The sequence below is a fragment of the Thermofilum sp. genome (assembly GCA_038741495.1).
Lineage (GTDB): Archaea > Thermoproteota > Thermoprotei > Thermofilales > Thermofilaceae > Thermofilum.
Genome location: JAVYKX010000002.1, coordinates 26,715 through 43,309 on the forward strand (window position 1 = coordinate 26,715; position 16,595 = coordinate 43,309).

The window sequence follows — 16,595 nt, forward strand, 5'->3', positions numbered from 1 at the left end:
TGGGTGAGCGGTATGAGCATTAGGGCTGTGGGCGTTGAACCTCATGAAAAGTTTCCCGGTGTTTACTGGATAGAGTTTGAAGATGGGAGCAAGCGTTTAGCGACTGTGAATCTAGCGCCTCGAGTTAGAGTTTACGGGGAGCAGCTGGTAGTGATGGGGGGACAAGAGTACAGGGTATGGAACCCGTACCGCAGCAAACTCGCAGGCGCTATCATGAAGAATTTGTCGATAAACCCAATAGCACCCGGGTCTAGGATCCTCTACCTCGGTACGGCCTCTGGCACTACTCCTAGCCACATCTCCGACATCATAGGGCCGAGAGGAGTCTTGTACGGTGTCGAGTTCGCACCTCGAGTCATGCGGGAGTTTATAGAAAAAGTCGTGATTCACAGGAGAAACGTGATACCGCTCTTGGCCGATGCACGCTTTCCGACAAAGTACGCTCATATAGTTGAAAGAGTGGATGTAATTTACGCGGATATAGCTCAACCGTTTCAAAGTAAAATAGTAGCTGATAATGCTGATTTGTTCCTCGAGGAAGGCGGGTGGATAATGATGGCGATCAAGGCAATGAGTATAGATGTGACCAAGCAGCCCTCTGAGACTTATAAGAAGGAAATATCGCACCTGGAGGACAGAGGCTACAAAGTTAAGGAGGTACTGCACCTTGAGCCGTACGACGAAGCACATGCGTTCATCGTAGCCAGGAGAGATTGAAGGAGATGGAGCACACTGAGAGGAAAGTTTATTCCACTGGAGCTTCAATATAGTTCCAGAAAGCGGAGGACATGAGAGCAAGAAGCATCAGGCGCGTAGAGCTTAAAACGGGTAAGTATTGCGTAGACGAGGTTATAATTCACGAGGATACCGAGATAGTGCTTAGCAAGAGAGTTGAAGATGCATCTCTGCTATCTAGAGGTATGAGCGAGGAGCTAAGGGCTATGGGCGACTTCCTCGAAGCGCTCCCCGTAATTTCCGCAGAAAAAATACAGGGGGAGAGAGTGGAGGAGGGTATCGTTTACTCGAGGCACAGAATCGCTGTGCTGAGCCGCAGAACTTTGGAGGAGATTTTGCAGAGAGATTCCGAGGAACCTCTGGTGTACATGGATAGGGGAGGCATTTACGTGAAAGTCAGGGGCGACGTTCTGCGGAGATTGCGGGAGAAGCGGGGGCTGAGCCGCAGCGATGTTGCAAACGAGTTAAGGGTATCTCCGAGGATGGTCGCAAGGTACGAGGAGAACCTCTCGGATGCCACTCTTGAGGTGGCGGAGAGATTGGGTAACCTTTTTGGCCCGGAGGTGTTTGAACGGCTCTCGATAAAAGCTTTAAAAAGATTCTTCTACGAGTCGGGAACTGTCAGCACTACACACCCTAAGGATGCTTACCTGGGGCAGCTTCTCGTAAGTTTGGCGAGATACGGCTATAGGGGTTACACCTTCTCGCGGGCACCCATAGACGCTGGCGCTAAGAAGAGTGAGGGCGTGTTGAAAATAGCTATAAAGAAACGCGAAGCTCAGGAGGATGAGCAGGAGCTGAACTTAGCCAGGGAGCTCGCGGAGGAGACCGGGACCAGGCTTGTCGTCGTATCGGAAGCTGCGGAGTACAGGAAGTACGGTGAGAACTGCATAGTTGTTCCAAAGAGCTCGGCAAGCGAAGTTGCAAAAAGAATAATCTCTCAAATCTCATCGTTCGACGAGTCTTCATGAGTAGCACTCCGTGCCCTCTAACCGAAATTTGGGAGGGCAAGGCCAAGATAAGGGTCTGCGACCTTAGCAAATTTGCCGACGAAAAAGGGTATGTAGATCCGGCGTGGGCCCCCGTCTTCTACAATCCTCTCATGAAGTGTTCACGAGACATCTCATCCGCAGCCGTGGGAGCTTTTGCCGAAATTAGGGGGAAGAGGCTGAAAGTTGTAGACGCTTTTTGCGCTACGGGTGTAAGGGGAATCCGCTACGCTCTTGAAAACGAGGCGGTTGAGCTTCTGTACCTAAACGACATTGACCCGGTTTGTTACGAGCTTACTCTGAGGAACATTGAGCTAAACTCCCTCTCAGACATAGCACGTGCCACCAATTTGGATGCCGTACGCTTCTTCTCGGAATTCGGAAAGTTCGACGTTGTTGATGTGGATCCTTTCGGCTCCCCGGTCAAGTACGTTGACCCTGCTTTGAGGGCGGTCGCTAACGGGGGGATGCTATGTGTCACAGCAACAGATCTCTCCCCGCTTGTGGGAAAGTTCCCAGGAGCATGCATGAGAAAATACTTCTCTTACGTGGCCCCGACGGAGTTTGGTAGAGAACTGGCTGTACGGGTCCTCCTATACTTCATCGCTAGAGAAGCTGCGAAGCTGGATCTCAGAATAGAGCCGCTGCTGTCCTACTACATGCTTCACCACGTTAGGGTCTGCGTCCGCGTTCTAAAGAGAAAAGTCAACTACAGCTGGTACGAGAAAAACATCGGCTACGCTGCGTACAACCCTTTAACGCTCGAACGATACATGGTGAGCATAGCGGAACTTCAGAACCTGCGGTCTCCTGTGCGCGCCTCGCCGATGGGACCCCTGTGGACTAGCAAGTTCGCAGACGAGTACTTCGCGGAGAAAACGCTTCTCACGTACTCGAAGCGTGTTGAAGAGGCTGGCTACTGCCCCCAGGGTAAGCGCGTGTTATCGTTGCTGCTCTCCGAGCTATCACTACCCCCGCTCTACTTCACTACCGATGCGATCGCCTCAAAGTACGGCATCCCACTGGAGGCGCCGCTGAGGGAGGTGATCGAGGAGCTTCGCTCCAGAGGCTTCGCAGCTTCGAGGACGCACTTCGACCCTAAAGGCTTCAGGACAACGGCGCCGCTCGAGGTTACGGTGAAGGTACTGGAGGAGATTGCGGCTCGGAATAAACCTGCTGATCAGTTCCCGAAAACGCTACCCGGATAGCGCTCGACACCTACTCTCGAGACCGCCCGACTCTCCGTGCTTCATCGAAGGGTTTTTATTTAGTGCCGCGGGTAGCAGCCGGTGCTCTTTAGATGGGATACTTCAAGTACATCGCTGAAATGTGGCATAGTCGAGCGGACGCTCACAGGGCAGTGCAGCGTGAAAGGATGACTAAATGGCGCCGCGAACCTGCTGTGGTCAGGGTTGAACGCCCCCTAAGACCTGACAGAGCTCACGCGCTAGGGTACAAGGCCAAGCCAGGCTACGTAGTGGTCAGAGTAAGGGTCCGTAAAGGCGGCCTCAACAGGCCTAGACCTCGGAGCGGCAGAAGGCCGAAGAGAATGGGGGTCGCAGGGTACAGCCCCCACAAGAGTACTCAGTGGATAGCTGAGGAGAGAGCTGCGAGAAAATTCCCCAATCTGGTCGTTCTGGGATCGTACTGGGTCGGTGAAGATGGCGTGTACAAGTGGTACGAGGTAGTAATGGCTGACCCCAGTCACCCATCTATTAAAAACGATCCCGAGCGAAGATGGATTGCTGGCTACGTCGCTAGAAGGAGAGTTAGGCTCACGCGCGAGAGAGCGTTAAAGATACTCTCAAAGATAGAGTTGGAGCCGCCGAGCGGACCTTCCAGGACGCAAGGAGAGGTTGATGGAGCTACCAGGACTTAAAGAGCCTGTACGCATCGAGCTTTCTTGCCATGTTCACGCCACCGAAGACGAGCAAAAAGTTCTGAGAGCGCTTTGGAACGTTTTGCCCGAGCACATGCGTGAATCAGGTAGGGTATCGGTAACTAGCTTCAAGGCCCGCGGGTACTACGGCAACCCTATTCTTATCATCACCGCGAGCGTATCGGGTCCGGAAGCTAAAGAAGTTCTGGAGCACCTGTTCGAAAAACTAAGCAGTGAAGACAGAAAGTACTTGTCAGCGACTTTAAATGCTCGCCTCCAGGGTGGGAAGCTCTACTTAAGGTTGAACAAACAGAAAGCCTACGCTGGAGTTATCGGTCTCAGCGAGGGCGATGATGTAATCAGGGTGGTCGTATCCTTTAAGAGAAAGTGAGTTCGAGGCTTCGCCTCATGCCGCGCCGTAAACTCTACGATGCCTTTGCAGGTGGCTTTAAGGTAGAGGACATCGAAGAGGGTGAAGACAGGGTCTCCTCGATTCTGGAGCAGGTAATCAGGGAGAGTAAAAGGTCAATGTTCCGCGGCTGCCTGCCCGTACTCATGCTCGATAGCTATGGTGCGAGAACTGCGAGGGCGGCAGCCGCCGCAAGTAGCTTGGTCGAAAAGGTGGCAGCCAGGGAGAATTACAGATGTTATCTGCGTTGCCACGTATACGCCAGAAGTTTAAGCGAGGTGAAAAGGTTAGTCGCGGGAGTAAGGAAGCACTGCGTGATAGTATCCGTGGAATCAACCTCCAGGGAAATTACAGCATTTGCGTGCAGAGATAGGAGAGTGGACATAGTTACGGTAGTTCCGGGGGTCACTCAAGCGATCCCTCGGGGAGACCTCTTATACGCCATCGATAGAGGTAGAATCTTCGAGCTCACGTTAAGCCACCTACTTGGAGGGGATAAGCTGGAAATCGCGAGAAGATTATCATCAACCCTGCCTGTTGTGCGCAAGCTTACCCAGAAAGGCTTACCCCTGATACTATCCTCCGGCCCTCGCCTGCCTTACACGCCTGCGAGCTACAGGGCTACGCTCTCCTTCGCGAAAGAAGTCTTGGAAATCCCCACAGATGTAGTGGCACGGTCGATGGGGCCCGTACTGGAGTCGAGGATTAGGCAGAATCTTGAGAAGATTTCCGGGCTAAGGCCAGTGGAGGGTGTTATCATTGAAAGCTAAGCGCCGGTACGTGATAATCCGATGCAGGGAGGGGCCGATGGAGCCTGAGAAGATTCTAGCTAGGATTTCTGAGGCTGTCGCTAACGCTTTCGGTGTCGTTGGGCTAGCGCACGTCAATCCCCGGCTCGTGAGCAGGGAGCCGGGGTCCCTGCTTATAGTATCTGTAAATAGGGAGGGCCTGGATAAGCTTCTGGCAGCTCTGCTCATCAGCGAGGAACGTTCCTTCGAGATCATTAAAGTAGCTGGAACGGTTAGGAGGGCGGCAAGAATACTAGCTTCGCTTAGCCCGGCTGGAAACGAGTGCAGGGACGAACGATAGACTAAAAGCGGTGGCTGCGCAGTTGAGGGGCATGCGAGGGGTTTGTCTGAAGTAGTATGTCCAGAGTGCGGCTACCGAGGAGTACTCGTGCTGCATGAAGACACTGGTGAGTATGTTTGCCCCCAATGCGGCTACGTTTTCCCAGAGCCCACGTTTGAGCGGAGTCCACCATTAGCGCGCGATATAGAGAAAGGGCGCATACACTACGCTGTTAGCCGCGGTACTTCAACAACTCCACCATCGGTATCTAAGCAGTACGCTCGCGGTTCTTACAAGCTCGAGACCACTACTAGAGGTCAGCGGCGCAGCAGCAGTGTACTGCGCTTGCTCTCAAGCCTTAAGGTTCCAAAGCATATAGCAGAGGAGGTGCTTCAGCTGGTTGAGAAGGCGGCAAGAGGAGGCTTACTTAAAGGAAGAAGTACACGGATAGTTGTGGCAGCCCTTCTCCTTTACGAGATGAAGAGAAACCCGAACCTGCAGGTAGCTACCGAGGATATAGAGAAGCTTGCCAGAGCAGAGATGAAGAAAGTGTACAAGTGCTACCGCCTGCTGCTTAGCAGCGGTATTATACAGGAAGCGCAGTCCGCGAGACCGCGGAAGCCTAGCCACGTCGTAGCAAGCTTGGCTGGTAAAGCAGGGCTGAGGGAAATTTTTGCGCAGCAGAATATACCGATAAGAGTAGTTGCCCACTTTGCGGACGAGGTGGCGGTAAAACTTCAGGGGAGAAAGCCGGCCGGCATAGCTGCTGCGGTGATGTACTTGGTGTTTAAAATGATGAACATTAAGAAGACCCAGGTAGAGTTAGCGAGGCTTGCTGGAGTTTCGCCGCTCACTCTTCGACGATTGTCCAGACAGATACCCGAGCAGCTTGAAATAATCATCAAGGTTTAGGTGCTCTGAGCGGTGAGGCGCCGCAAGGAGATGAGAGACAAGAAGATTTATATCCACTCGGCGTGCTGGTTCGTGCTGCCTCATAAACCGCGTTAAGGCGTGGTCTCATGGCCGACCTGATAACCGAAGACGTACAGAAATTAAGGGAACAGATGGTTGAACTGAAGAGAAGACTGCAGGAAATTAACCAGAGAGTTCTCGAGGCGCGCAGCAGCCGAGACTCCGCTAACGGGGAGATCAAGAGACTGAGCGCAGAGCTGCGAGCTCTTCGAGATCAGTACCAGCAGGTGAAGCAGCAATACCTCGACTTGCTTAACCGCAAGAAGGAGATCTACGAAGCACTGGCCAAGAAGAGGGAAGAGCGCAGACGAGTCGCTGAAGAGCTCCGCAGCACGAGGGAGCTTATAAAGCGCCTTCTTAACGAGTATAGAGCTCTCCAGAACTTTCTCGGAGCGAAGCGCTACGATGAAGAAGAACTGCGGGCTAAACTAGAGCAGCTTGAGTGGCAGTACCAGACAATGACTTTACCACCCGAAGTTGAGAAAGTGGTTATTAACAGGATTCGGAGCCTTGAGTCAATATACGTTAACGTGAAGCACCTTAACGAGCTCAAATCCAAGATCGAGGAGCTGAGAAACAAAGTGCAGGTGCTCCGCGAAACGGTGGCGAAGCTCAGCGAGGAGTTGAAGAGCATGGTCGACAACTACCTTAGAATCAAGAGCGAAGTTGCAGAGCTGCGTGCAAAGCGTGATGAGCTGCGCAGTAGGATGAAAGAGATCTACGATCAACGCGAGAAGATTAGAGAGGTAGCTAACCAGCACCACCAGGAGTTGGTGCAGCTTCTTGCTGAGGAGAGGGCGCTCAGGGAAGAGCTCGAGAGAGTTGCCATCCTCCTCAAAGCTAAGGAGCTGTCCAGGCACATTGAGGAGAGGCGCAGGCTTCTCTACGACAAAGCAATGGAGGCTCTCGCCAAGTATCAGCGCGGGGAACCCATTACGTTAGATGAGTTCAAAGTGCTGGTAGAGTTCAACCTCATCCAGCCTGGAAAAAGCTCCTCGGAGAGCTAGCCCCCAAACTTAATGATTCAGCAACTCTTATGCTTCGCAACCAGGTTCTCTAGCTAGTGTCGGAGCACTATAGCACAGCTAACTCTGAAGCTATCGCTGAGGATGAGCCGGCGGTGTATCTCCTAGCGCCAAATTCAACCTGCTGTACGCGAAGCAGGCAGGATATCCCCACCTGGCTTCTGATAACCTCAGTGGGAGCAAGAAGCCCAACCAGCGCGGCGGATTGGGCACCTAGGTATAAGGAAACTAAAGCTTTAATACTAGTTGTAGACCGGTGCCTCCTGTGCTCCGATTGAAGCTTAGTAGAGAGAACTTCGCCAAGCTTGCGGGTCACTTGCTTGAAGTTTTGGGAAGCGAGAGAGTGGCCATCGCCACCATCTTGACGCTAGCATTCATCGTAGCACTGCTCTCAAGGCTCACGCCGATGCATTGGGGAGTGTACCTCAACGAGTTCGACCCGTTCTATGAGTACTACTTAGCCGAGAAGATGCTTGAAGAGGGTGGTGGAAACCTACTGGGTGCTATAGCTTGGTGGTATCGATGGTGGTTCGAAGACCCTAAGCCTCGGGACACGCTCTTCTGGGCTCCCTACGGGAGGGATCTAAGGGCCTCAAGCCAGCCCGGTGCAGCGATATTCACGCTTATCATGTACTTTGCCTTGAAAGCTATAGGAGTGGACGCTAGCTTGTACTTTGTCCACGCGATTTCGGTGCCTTTGGGAGCCGCAACCGCTGTGTTCGCAGCATACCTCCTCGGGAGGGAGATAAAAGACAGCAGGGTCGGTGTTCTATCCGCGCTGATGCTAGCGCTGAGCTGGGCTTACGCTTACCGTACAAATTTTGGAGCGAAGCACGAGGGGTTCGCCATACCCTTCATGCTGCTGGCTTTCTACCTCTTCCTCAGCGGGTACAGGAGGGGGTCGCTTACGAGAGCTGTACTCGCTGGATTATCGATGGGGGGCGTCGTCCTGTCGTGGGGGGCGTACCTCTACCCCTGGAACCTCTTGGCTCTCGTTACCCTAGCTTGGCTCCCCATCCACTGGAGTGATACGAAACTCGCTAAAATGTTCCTCGTAACCAACGCCATAACGACTCTCTTTGTAGCTACCACCCCACGCTTCGGCCCTACAGCAGCATTTTTCTCGATCACCGGCGCTCTGCCGCTAGCTGCAACGATACTGTCGGTGCTGGCTCTTCTGGGCGCTGGCTACTCTGCGGTTCCCAGGGTCGACATGAGAAAGCTAGCTTTAGGGATCGCCGTAGCGCTCATTCTCTTCGCTGTTATCGGAACAGCTACGGGAATCCTGGCCCGCATAGCGGGGAGGATGGTAGCTGTCCTGGTGCCCCTAGTGCGCGAGCCCGGAGTCACGACGGTAGCGGAGCATACTGTAACCACGTGGAGCAGCATGTTCGACGACTTTCAGACGGCCCTCCTCTTCGGCATAGCGGGAATGTATCTCTGCTTCCTTAAAGCGAAGGAGCGCTTCTCCGAGCTTTTCTCGGCCTTATACTTCGCCACATCGGTGTACTTCTCCGCATCGATAGTGAGGCTTTTGCTACTCTTATCCCCGGCTGTAGCCGTTATCGGCGCAAAAGGCCTCATAGAGATCTTGGACAAAGCCTCGGAGACTGTAGAGGCGAGAGAGGCGAGAAAGCGCGGAGAAACATCGCCGGGGTGGTTCCTCCTAGTAGCGGTAATAGTTCTTCTTGTTTTCTCTCCATCCATTCTAGCGTCGAAGATTCCCCTATATTCACACCAGCCGCCGCTCATACTCTCGTCCTCCGTCCCCGTTGTCAGATACAACTACGAGTACATGGACTGGCTTTCAGCGCTTGAGTGGATAAAGTTGAACATCCCCAGAGACGCAACGATCGCGACGTGGTGGGACTACGGCTACTGGATAAGCGTGAACACGGAGCGGAAAACCACGTGTGATAACGCCACTATCGACACTAAGCAGATACAGCGGATAGCCAAAGCGTTTATGTCGGACGAGGAAACGGCTCTGGAGATTTTCAGAGAGCTTAATGTCACCTACGTGGTCGTCTTCGAACCACTGCAGTCCATACAGATCTACCCCGGTGTCAACGTCTACTTCTCAATGATACACCCAGCGCTCGGCGGCGATATGGCGAAAAGCCCACAAATGCTGAGGTGGATAGGGCTCAGTGCGTCAGACTACATCTACGGCTACAGGAACGGAACCTACGCGACACTAACCGACCCTCAAGGCTACACGGTTTACTTGCTACTACCCGAGAATAACCCGAAGGCATTGAACGCGACACTGTACAAGATGATCTTCGCGAGAAACTTTAAGCAGCAGCTATTCATATTCGACAGCTTCGTCGCGAGCCAGCTACAGGGCTATAAGGGACCGATCCTCAGCATACCTCCCCTCAGAAACTTCGAGCTCGTGTACGTGTCAGAGCCCAACGGATGGGTAAAAATCTTTAAAGTTAAGTCGTAGACCCCCCTCCACCACTCGAGCTTTCTGAAGTAGCTCTTAGCTTCATCAACCTTCTATACTTACCATAAGGATCTTCTGGCGAAAACTTTGCTGGGTGCGGGGACCTCACGGGCCCACCACAGTAAGGGCACTTTTGCGTGTTAAGCGTGTAGCGTCCGCACGAGACGCATCTCCTCAGGAGGCCTCTCCTACCCATAGCTAATCACTTCTTCCCCTTAAGCACGCTGACCGATACCGCGCAGCTTTCTCTCTTAGCTCTTTCTGTGATCGCCTTCAGTATCTCCTCGAGAACTTTCTCGCATGTCATGGGGTCTAAAGACTCTATATCAAGCCTGTACTTGGGTGCTCCGATAGTGTATATTTTTACACTGACGTTATCAGGAAGCTTCAGTTGCTCCTCCCATGATATGAGAGAATCTTTAACGCTTTTTAAACCTCCTTTAAGGCAGCTCAGAGTAATCAAAGCACTTGCTCTAACTTTCTTAAACTTTATACTCTGCTTGGCGACGTTCGCTACCGCTCGCGCCCACTTCTCGCTCACACCGACTGCTGTAAGAGCATCTACACCTTTGAGAGCGGCTTCCTCAAGCCCTTTGAAGATCTCCCCATAGTGATCTTCGAGCTTCCACCCAACTTCCTCGTATGCTTCGTCGAGAGTCCGTCTAAGAGCTCTCGCAGCCAGCTCGAGAATTTTCTCGGCCCTCTGAGCTCTCTTCCACTCTAAGAGCTTGCTTCTCTTCTCACTGTCTGAAACCCTCCTCAGCGAAACGTCTACAATACCCTTCCTGGAGTCGGCGCGGATGACCTTAAAGATCGCTTTCTGCCCCACCTTCAACACATCGCGAATGCTCTTAAACCAAGAGTGGCTGACTTCACCTAGAGGAACGTACGCTCTGAGACCATTATACTCATCGAGAGTAACGAAAGCACCGTGATCATGTATCTCCGAAACCGTTCCCACGACAAGCTCGTTAAGTTGAGGGAATGACGCTCTCTTTCTAACCATTCTAACCCCTTCGCTGCTCTGAAACGCTTTATAAAAATCCTCCTCGCACCCTCTCAGAAACTTGGCCGAGGCTGCGACCCGGGCTTGCACCTTAGCCTCAGCTTCGCTACCTAAGAACTTCTATCACCTCAGCGATAACGGTAGCTTTGCCGCCGCTCGGCTCCACGAGAACTTTACCGCACTTAAAGCACTGCACGGTTGTGGAGGCGTGGCTGAACGTGACCTGTACATTTCCGCACTCGGGGCATTTTATGCGTATGAAACGACTTCTCGGCTGGGGAACAAGCGTTCTCCCGGGCCGCGGCAACCTACTTCACCCTTTCAACGATTTCTAGCTTCTTCAGCCTTATTCCCTTCCTGTGGTAGGTGTAACCGCAAACCTTGCACTTGAGCTTCAATACCTGCTTCTTGGTAACCTTAGCCGTTCTTTTCTGCTCAGGCTTCCTCTTAGAGCCGTAACCTTTCTGCTTTCTCAGGTATCTTCTCTGACCTTCTGCCAGGGTCCTTCTCTTCCCAGCCTTGTACAGCGATACTTCATGCTCTGTGTGAGCTCGGCACTTGGGGCAGTAGGTTCTGATCAAGTTGGGCACTTGCATTCTGACCCCCTAGAGAGTCCCCTCTCTCCGCTAATTGACAGGATTTAAGCATTTCCTCCTTTTCGCATAGCAACGTTTAAATAGATGCTTTCAGAGCCCGAGGAGAAGGGACTCCTCATGGAGTTCTGCCCCGTCTGCGGCTCCCTCCTCTTACCCGCGTCCGTCAACGGCAGGAAAGTACTCAAGTGTAAAGAGTGCGGCTACGTGAGTGAGAAGTCTAACCCTCGCTATAAGGTTACTGAGACTATAGCGCGATCTCCTCTAGACAAGGTGGCAGTTGTCGATTTAGATTTCTCTACTCTACCCGTAGTCACCTACAAGTGCGAGAGCTGCGGTAACGACAAGGCGTACGCCTACGAAGTGCAGACGAGAGCCGGGGACGAACCAGCGACGAGGTTCTATATCTGCACGAAGTGCAGGAAAGTCTACAGAGAGTACGCTTAAAATTCTCCAGGCGCAGCGCAAGATATGGTACACATTAACCTTATTTAGAGTCGCTACGAGGTAGTGGAGGTGACCTCAAGTGGTCAGGTTCGTGTTCCCCGAGGCTCGAGAGTGGAGGTACATTATTGAAGGGTTGGCGACGATAGTCGATGAGGCTAATTTTCTCGTTGGACCTGAAGGAATAAGACTGAGAGCGCTTGACCCCGGCCGCGTTGCAATGGTGGACCTGTTCATACCTCCGTCCGTCTTTGAAGAGTACAAAGCAGAGGCGGAGGCGCGGATAGGTGTCGTCCTGGACGACTTTGTCGACATAATGAAGAGGGCTAAGTCGGATGACAGGCTTATCGTAGAAGTGTCGGGGAATAGGCTCTCCGTCGTGCTTTCAGGAAAGGCGGAGAGAAGGTTCAGGCTCCCTCTACTCGATATAGCAGGTCAGGAGCTTCCGACACCGAGGCTTAACTTCACGGTAGCCGTGAAGATGCTGAGCGATACTCTTCGAGATGCTCTTAAGGATGCTGAGCTGGTCTCCGAGTCCGTCCGCCTGAAGGCAGAGAATGACTCGCTGTACATGATCGCGAGAAGTGACAAGGGCGAAGTCGAGACTAGGTTTTCTATAGATACGGGCAGCCTCCTCGAGATCGATGTAAAGGAGCCCGCGGAGGCCAGCTATGCGATAGAGTTTCTGGACAAGATCGTGTCGAAAGCCTACCGCGTCAGCGAGGTAGTGGCGCTGAAGTATGCGACAAACATGCCTCTTGAGCTCACCTTCGACGTTGCAGGAGGAGGAGTGCTGAAGTATCTTCTCGCGCCGAGGGTTGAATGACGTCCGAACAACTACGTGTCATCCTATCCAGCGAGGATTATGCTAGATACCCGTTCCTCCCGGAGGCTCTCAACCACTTAAGAGAGTTGGGACTCACTCTCGAAGATCTCTCGAGTACCTCCCTCGGAGCGATAATACTAAGCAAGGCGAAGGACAGGCTGGCAAGGGTAATTGAGAGCAGCACGTACCCTTTGCCGGACGAAGACTACAGGGCCGAGATCGCCGCCTTTTACGCTTCCTTACTCATTCTTGCCGGCATTAGCGACCAGAGGTTAACGGAGAAGTTCGCTATCGCGTACTCTAAAAACGTTCACCTCTTTCTTAAGCAGGAGGTTGAGAAAGGTAATTTTTCTAAGCTCTTCTACATAGCTCACCACCTGCTAGGGTGGAGGGTTCGGCAAGTTGGCGAAGGAGTAATGGTGCACTTCAGCGACTATGTGCAAGCTCAGCCGGAGTATGTTGGTCCCTGGAAGCTCGTGAACAGGCTTGTCGACCGTGGATACGTTTTCATCAGCTGGCAGGAGCTGGCGAGGTTGCTCGAGACGGGAGTAAGAAAGTACGTGGTTTCGCTGGTGAGAGACGTGAACGTTCCCACCAGTTTGCCTGAGAACGTTTACAAAGCCGTAGAGGAAATATCAGCAGCATGGTCTTCAAGGCAGCACGACCTTAGGGCTATCGCGAGGACGGTTTACTCGGAGAAAAAGGAGGGCATGCTACCTCCTTGCATGCGGGAGCTGCTTCGAAAGCAGTCATCGGGAGAGAACCTGTCCCATAGCGCGAGATTCGCGCTTGCAAGCTTCCTCATCAGCATAGGTCTTTCGGTAGATGAAGTCTTGGATCTTTTCCGCTCCTCACCAGACTTTCGCGAAGATATCGCCAGGTACCAGGTGGAGCACATCGCAGGGTTGCGGGGTTCCAGAGTGAAGTACTCACCTTACAAGTGTGATAACATGAGATCCTTGGGCCTCTGCAGGTGGGAATGCGAAAAAGTATCTCACCCCCTTCAGTACTTCTACCGTGCTGCACGCGGTAGGGTGCCTTCTAGCAGGGAGCTTTGGTGATCTCCTGTGGCGCGAGCTTTGGAGAGCTTGTTCAAGAGCTACTACAGAAGGACGAGCATTCCTCCTCCTCCAATGGTAGAGTCTAGAGAGTTCGGTTTTCAGTTTTTCGACTCCCAGAGCATGCTGAGACACCTGGCTTTCTCGAGCGGTGAAGAGCTTAACAGGTTCCTTCGGGAGCGTGTTCCGAGGCATGCGTACTACTCTACTGCGCTCTACGAGCACCCTTCGGTCCCGGACATGTCGGAGAAAGGGTGGAGAGGCGCCGAGGTGGTTTTCGACATCGATATCGATCACGTGTATACGCCCTGCAAGGATTTACACGACAGCTGGAAGTGTCTAGACTGCGGTGCTGAAGGAAGGGGAGCGCCCCTGAAATGTCCTGCATGCGGCAGCGAAAAGCTGGAGAGAAGTAACTGGGTATGTAACCTATGCATAAATGCTGCCAGAGAAGAGATCCTGAAACTTTTAGACTTCCTAGAGCTAGATTTTGGCATAAACAGAAAGGAGATGCGCGTGTACTTCTCAGGTCATCGAGGTTTTCACTTACATGTTGAGAGCGAAGACGTCCTACCGCTCGAGCAAGATGTTAGAAGGGAGCTGAGCGACTACGTGAGAGGTTTAGGGTTAGATCCCGAAACTCTACTCAAGCGGACAAGAAGCGGCAAGTACTCCTTAAGGTACGGTGTAGATGCTCCGGGCTGGCCTGGCAGAATAGCGAAGTACGTTGCGCTTATACTCGCAGAAGACCCTTCCTCGAGGGGCGGCACTCCACTCGAACTGCCGCTGGGCGCGTGGAAAGAGCTCATCTCCAGAGCTGTAGACGAGCTAGGTGTTAAGATAGACGAGAAGGTGACAATAGATACTAGGAGGTTGATTAGGCTTCCCTGGACGCTTCACGGTAAAACAGGCCTTCGGGTGGTAGAGTTTTCGGTTGGTGAGCTCGAAGCATTCACGGCGGAAGATCTACTCGGCAAGGCTATAGTTTTCAGCCAAGAAGAAACGAGGGTGAGGATGCCTAAGAGGCCTAAGAGGGTTCTCTTCTACGAGCTGGAGGAAGATGGGGAAGTAATCAGGGTACCTTTCTATTTAGCGGTGTACCTTCACGCGAACGGTGGGGCGGAGATACTCGATTGGAGACCAGGCTGAGTAAAAACATAATTTCTTCCGAGTGCCATTGAGAGGTCAGCGGATAGTATGTGGTCAATACTCTACTACCTGCGTAACGACCCGGAAAAGCTCCGCTGGAATATGCGAGCGCGATTCATGGACGAGAACCTCGTGGATGAAGCTTTAAAGCTGGATATCGAGTGGAGAAAAAAGAAGAGAGAATACGAGGAGACGAAGCATAAGCTAAACGTCGTATCGAATGCTATACGCTCTGCAGGCACAGAGGAGAGAGCGAAGCTTGTGGCTGAAGCGAGGAGACTGAGCGAAGCGGTGAAGGCGCTGGAGCAGGAACTCGCCACTCTCGAAGAGGAACGTGAAAAGCTCCTGAGGAGGATACCTAACGTCATCCATGAAAGCGTCCCGGTGGGTCCTGACGAGAGCTTCAATGTTGTCGTGAGGTGTTGGGGAAGGGCGCGCGTTCCCAGAGCTTTCGAGGAAAGCTTCCTTCAAGAAACCAAGGGTAAAGGGTGCGAGATGAGCTACGAGCTGATAGACTGGACCCCGGTAATTCACGCGGATTTCCTCGAGAGTAGAGGGTTGACAAACGTCACTAAAGCTGGAGAAGTAGCTGGTGCACGCTTCTACTACATGATGGACGACTTAGTCTGGTTAGAGCTAGCCCTTATCGCATACGCTTTGGAGTTCCTCGCAGAGAAAGGCTTCCGCTTGGTAGTTCCCCCTCTGATGCTACGTGAAGAGGTATTGGCTGGCGTGGTCAGCTTTGAAGACTTTCGAGATATGATCTACAAGATCGAGGGCGAGGACCTCTACCTGATAGGTACCGCGGAGCACCCCCTTGCCGCGTTGCACGCCGGCGAAGTAATTTCTGAGGGAGAGCTGCCGATCCTGTATGCTGGCGTGAGCCAGAGCTTCAGAAAGGAGGCCGGTGCCCACGGGAAGGACACCAAAGGGATATTCAGGGTTCACCACTTCAGCAAAGTAGAGCAGTTCGTGTTCGCCCACCCCGACACGTCGTGGGAGTGGCACGAGCGGCTCATACGCAACGCTGAAGAGCTGTGGCAGGGTTTAGGTCTACCTTACAGGGTAGTCAACATTGCTTCTGGAGACCTTGGAGTCGTCGCCGCGAAGAAGTACGACATAGAGGCTTGGATGCCCGCACAGGGCAAATTCAGGGAAATGGTTTCGTGCAGCAACTGCACTGATTGGCAAAGCTACAGGCTGAACATACGCTATGCCGAGACGCGCGGTGCTCCCAGCAAAGGTTATGTGCACACGCTGAATAGCACCGCTCTAGCCATTCAGAGGACGATCACCGCAATCGTAGAGAATAACCAGCGGGAAGACGGGCGGGTCATTCTACCTAGGGTTCTGAGAAAGTACCTCGACCACGTTGAACACAAGCTTAGAGTCTTTGCCTTCGAGTAAGTATTTCCACGCTGGTCTGTGAACTCGGAAGAGAATCAATATATTGCAGCGTTGACGCGGAGCACAGGGTAGTTAGCATGTCCACACGCCCAGAGGAAGCGGGTAACGTCAAGGTTGGATCTTTCATAGTCATCGACGGAGAGCCCTGCAGAGTAGTCGAAGTAGAGAAGAGCAAAACCGGTAAGCACGGATCAGCTAAAGCGCGGATCGTCGGGATAGGCTTCTTCGACGGGGTGAAGAGAAGCATCGTCGTACCGACAGACGCGAAGGTGGATGTACCCGTGATCAGGAAGTTCAACGCCCAGGTTGTATCGCTGATGGGCGACTCAGTGCAGCTAATGAGCTTAGAAGATTACGCGACATTCGAGATACCCATGCCAACAGAGGAGGAAATACGAGGAAAGCTCGGTGAAGGAGTAGAGGTAGAAGTCTGGGAGATCATGGGACGCTATAAAATCCAGCGCGTAAGGGGATAAATCACTCCGGCAATCAAGTACCGGATAAGAGGAATTTTTGCCGGAAAGCACCTATATAGCTCACCCCCATCTGTTAGCTGGAGTGATGAGCCAGGCAGGCCACGACC

At 52.7% G+C, this 16,595-nt stretch carries 20 protein-coding genes; 16 read left to right on the plus strand and 4 right to left on the minus strand.

The features are described 5' to 3' along the window. Positions 1–12: 12 nt before the first annotated feature. From QXU72_04785 to QXU72_04830, 10 genes are all read left to right on the plus strand, one after another. The gene (locus QXU72_04785) at positions 13–717 is read left to right on the plus strand and encodes a fibrillarin-like rRNA/tRNA 2'-O-methyltransferase (GenBank protein ID MEM0494572.1); all 705 of its coding nucleotides are present in this window, start codon (positions 13–15) and stop codon (positions 715–717) included. Between the two features lie 71 nt (positions 718–788). Further along, on the plus strand, positions 789–1,706 hold the full coding sequence (locus tag QXU72_04790) for a helix-turn-helix domain-containing protein (protein MEM0494573.1): 918 nt from the start codon (positions 789–791) through the stop codon (positions 1,704–1,706). Then, positions 1,703–2,932: a hypothetical protein gene (locus QXU72_04795; protein ID MEM0494574.1), complete on the plus strand. Its 1,230-nt coding sequence runs from the start codon at positions 1,703–1,705 to the stop codon at positions 2,930–2,932. The genes QXU72_04790 and QXU72_04795 overlap by 4 nt, the downstream gene beginning before the upstream one ends. A gap of 92 nt (positions 2,933–3,024) precedes the next feature. After that, positions 3,025–3,603: a 50S ribosomal protein L15e gene (locus QXU72_04800; GenBank protein MEM0494575.1), complete on the plus strand. Its 579-nt coding sequence runs from the start codon at positions 3,025–3,027 to the stop codon at positions 3,601–3,603. Then, a complete protein-coding gene (locus tag QXU72_04805) occupies positions 3,584–3,994 on the plus strand; it encodes an RNA-binding domain-containing protein (protein MEM0494576.1) in 411 nt (136 codons plus the stop codon). The genes QXU72_04800 and QXU72_04805 overlap by 20 nt, the downstream gene beginning before the upstream one ends. A 17-nt stretch (positions 3,995–4,011) precedes the next feature. After that, on the plus strand, positions 4,012–4,782 hold the full coding sequence (locus QXU72_04810) for an RNase P subunit p30 family protein (GenBank protein MEM0494577.1): 771 nt from the start codon (positions 4,012–4,014) through the stop codon (positions 4,780–4,782). Beyond that, positions 4,772–5,101 carry an Rpp14/Pop5 family protein gene (locus tag QXU72_04815; protein ID MEM0494578.1) on the plus strand — a complete coding sequence of 110 codons (330 nt, stop codon included), beginning with the start codon at positions 4,772–4,774 and terminating at the stop codon, positions 5,099–5,101. Before QXU72_04810 ends, QXU72_04815 begins: the two co-directional genes overlap by 11 nt. Before the next feature lie 42 nt (positions 5,102–5,143). Continuing rightward, positions 5,144–5,992 (plus strand): TFIIB-type zinc ribbon-containing protein, encoded by an 849-nt coding sequence (locus QXU72_04820; protein ID MEM0494579.1) that lies wholly within the window; start codon positions 5,144–5,146, stop codon positions 5,990–5,992. 152 nt (positions 5,993–6,144) lie between these two features. Continuing rightward, positions 6,145–7,059, plus strand: a complete 915-nt coding sequence (locus tag QXU72_04825; protein MEM0494580.1) for a hypothetical protein — start codon at positions 6,145–6,147, stop codon at positions 7,057–7,059. A gap of 283 nt (positions 7,060–7,342) precedes the next feature. Continuing rightward, positions 7,343–9,529 carry an STT3 domain-containing protein gene (locus tag QXU72_04830; protein MEM0494581.1) on the plus strand — a complete coding sequence of 729 codons (2,187 nt, stop codon included), beginning with the start codon at positions 7,343–7,345 and terminating at the stop codon, positions 9,527–9,529. Here QXU72_04830 and QXU72_04835 read toward each other — a convergent pair. The 4 genes from QXU72_04835 to QXU72_04850 form a co-directional block, all read right to left on the minus strand. Continuing rightward, positions 9,519–9,725, minus strand: coding sequence for an RNA-protein complex protein Nop10 (locus QXU72_04835; protein ID MEM0494582.1), 207 nt, complete (start codon positions 9,723–9,725; stop codon positions 9,519–9,521). The genes QXU72_04830 and QXU72_04835 overlap by 11 nt on opposite strands. Before the next feature lie 6 nt (positions 9,726–9,731). Continuing rightward, positions 9,732–10,535, minus strand: coding sequence for a translation initiation factor IF-2 subunit alpha (locus tag QXU72_04840; GenBank protein ID MEM0494583.1), 804 nt, complete (start codon positions 10,533–10,535; stop codon positions 9,732–9,734). A 106-nt stretch (positions 10,536–10,641) separates the two neighbouring features. After that, the gene (locus tag QXU72_04845; GenBank protein MEM0494584.1) at positions 10,642–10,842 is read right to left on the minus strand and encodes a 30S ribosomal protein S27e; all 201 of its coding nucleotides are present in this window, start codon (positions 10,840–10,842) and stop codon (positions 10,642–10,644) included. Between the two features lies 1 nt (position 10,843). Further along, positions 10,844–11,131 (minus strand): 50S ribosomal protein L44e, encoded by a 288-nt coding sequence (locus QXU72_04850; GenBank protein MEM0494585.1) that lies wholly within the window; start codon positions 11,129–11,131, stop codon positions 10,844–10,846. 84 nt (positions 11,132–11,215) lie between these two features. Between QXU72_04850 and QXU72_04855 the strand changes: the two genes are divergently transcribed. The 6 genes from QXU72_04855 to QXU72_04880 all read left to right on the plus strand — a co-directional run bounded on the left by QXU72_04855 (position 11,216) and on the right by QXU72_04880 (position 16,488). Continuing rightward, a complete protein-coding gene (locus tag QXU72_04855; protein ID MEM0494586.1) occupies positions 11,216–11,575 on the plus strand; it encodes a transcription factor S in 360 nt (119 codons plus the stop codon). 79 nt (positions 11,576–11,654) lie between these two features. Beyond that, positions 11,655–12,398: a proliferating cell nuclear antigen (pcna) gene (gene pcn / locus QXU72_04860; GenBank protein MEM0494587.1), complete on the plus strand. Its 744-nt coding sequence runs from the start codon at positions 11,655–11,657 to the stop codon at positions 12,396–12,398. After that, positions 12,395–13,459 (plus strand): DNA primase large subunit PriL, encoded by a 1,065-nt coding sequence (locus tag QXU72_04865; GenBank protein ID MEM0494588.1) that lies wholly within the window; start codon positions 12,395–12,397, stop codon positions 13,457–13,459. Before pcn ends, QXU72_04865 begins: the two co-directional genes overlap by 4 nt. 6 nt (positions 13,460–13,465) lie before the next feature. Continuing rightward, positions 13,466–14,605 carry a DNA primase small subunit PriS gene (locus tag QXU72_04870; protein ID MEM0494589.1) on the plus strand — a complete coding sequence of 380 codons (1,140 nt, stop codon included), beginning with the start codon at positions 13,466–13,468 and terminating at the stop codon, positions 14,603–14,605. A gap of 48 nt (positions 14,606–14,653) precedes the next feature. After that, positions 14,654–16,012 (plus strand): serine--tRNA ligase, encoded by a 1,359-nt coding sequence (gene serS, locus QXU72_04875; GenBank protein MEM0494590.1) that lies wholly within the window; start codon positions 14,654–14,656, stop codon positions 16,010–16,012. A gap of 77 nt (positions 16,013–16,089) precedes the next feature. Continuing rightward, the gene (locus QXU72_04880) at positions 16,090–16,488 is read left to right on the plus strand and encodes a translation initiation factor IF-5A (protein ID MEM0494591.1); all 399 of its coding nucleotides are present in this window, start codon (positions 16,090–16,092) and stop codon (positions 16,486–16,488) included. The last annotated feature ends 107 nt before the right edge of the window (positions 16,489–16,595 follow it).

Bases quoted from the DNA above. Each gene is read 5' to 3' on its own strand.
- QXU72_04840 (MEM0494583.1), bottom strand. From the start codon at position 10,535: ATGGTTAGAAAGAGAGCGTCATTCCCTCAACTTAACGAGCTTGTCGTG.
- QXU72_04825 (MEM0494580.1), top strand. From the start codon at position 6,145: ATGGTTGAACTGAAGAGAAGACTGCAGGAAATTAACCAGAGAGTTCTC.
- QXU72_04850 (MEM0494585.1), bottom strand. From the start codon at position 11,131: ATGCAAGTGCCCAACTTGATCAGAACCTACTGCCCCAAGTGCCGAGCT.
- QXU72_04865 (MEM0494588.1), top strand. From the start codon at position 12,395: ATGACGTCCGAACAACTACGTGTCATCCTATCCAGCGAGGATTATGCT.
- QXU72_04805 (MEM0494576.1), top strand. From the start codon at position 3,584: ATGGAGCTACCAGGACTTAAAGAGCCTGTACGCATCGAGCTTTCTTGC.
- QXU72_04790 (MEM0494573.1), top strand. From the start codon at position 789: ATGAGAGCAAGAAGCATCAGGCGCGTAGAGCTTAAAACGGGTAAGTAT.
- QXU72_04835 (MEM0494582.1), bottom strand. From the start codon at position 9,725: ATGGGTAGGAGAGGCCTCCTGAGGAGATGCGTCTCGTGCGGACGCTAC.
- QXU72_04795 (MEM0494574.1), top strand. From the start codon at position 1,703: ATGAGTAGCACTCCGTGCCCTCTAACCGAAATTTGGGAGGGCAAGGCC.
- serS (MEM0494590.1), top strand. From the start codon at position 14,654: ATGTGGTCAATACTCTACTACCTGCGTAACGACCCGGAAAAGCTCCGC.
- QXU72_04855 (MEM0494586.1), top strand. From the start codon at position 11,216: ATGCTTTCAGAGCCCGAGGAGAAGGGACTCCTCATGGAGTTCTGCCCC.
- QXU72_04800 (MEM0494575.1), top strand. From the start codon at position 3,025: ATGGGATACTTCAAGTACATCGCTGAAATGTGGCATAGTCGAGCGGAC.
- QXU72_04880 (MEM0494591.1), top strand. From the start codon at position 16,090: ATGTCCACACGCCCAGAGGAAGCGGGTAACGTCAAGGTTGGATCTTTC.
- QXU72_04785 (MEM0494572.1), top strand. From the start codon at position 13: ATGAGCATTAGGGCTGTGGGCGTTGAACCTCATGAAAAGTTTCCCGGT.
- QXU72_04810 (MEM0494577.1), top strand. From the start codon at position 4,012: ATGCCGCGCCGTAAACTCTACGATGCCTTTGCAGGTGGCTTTAAGGTA.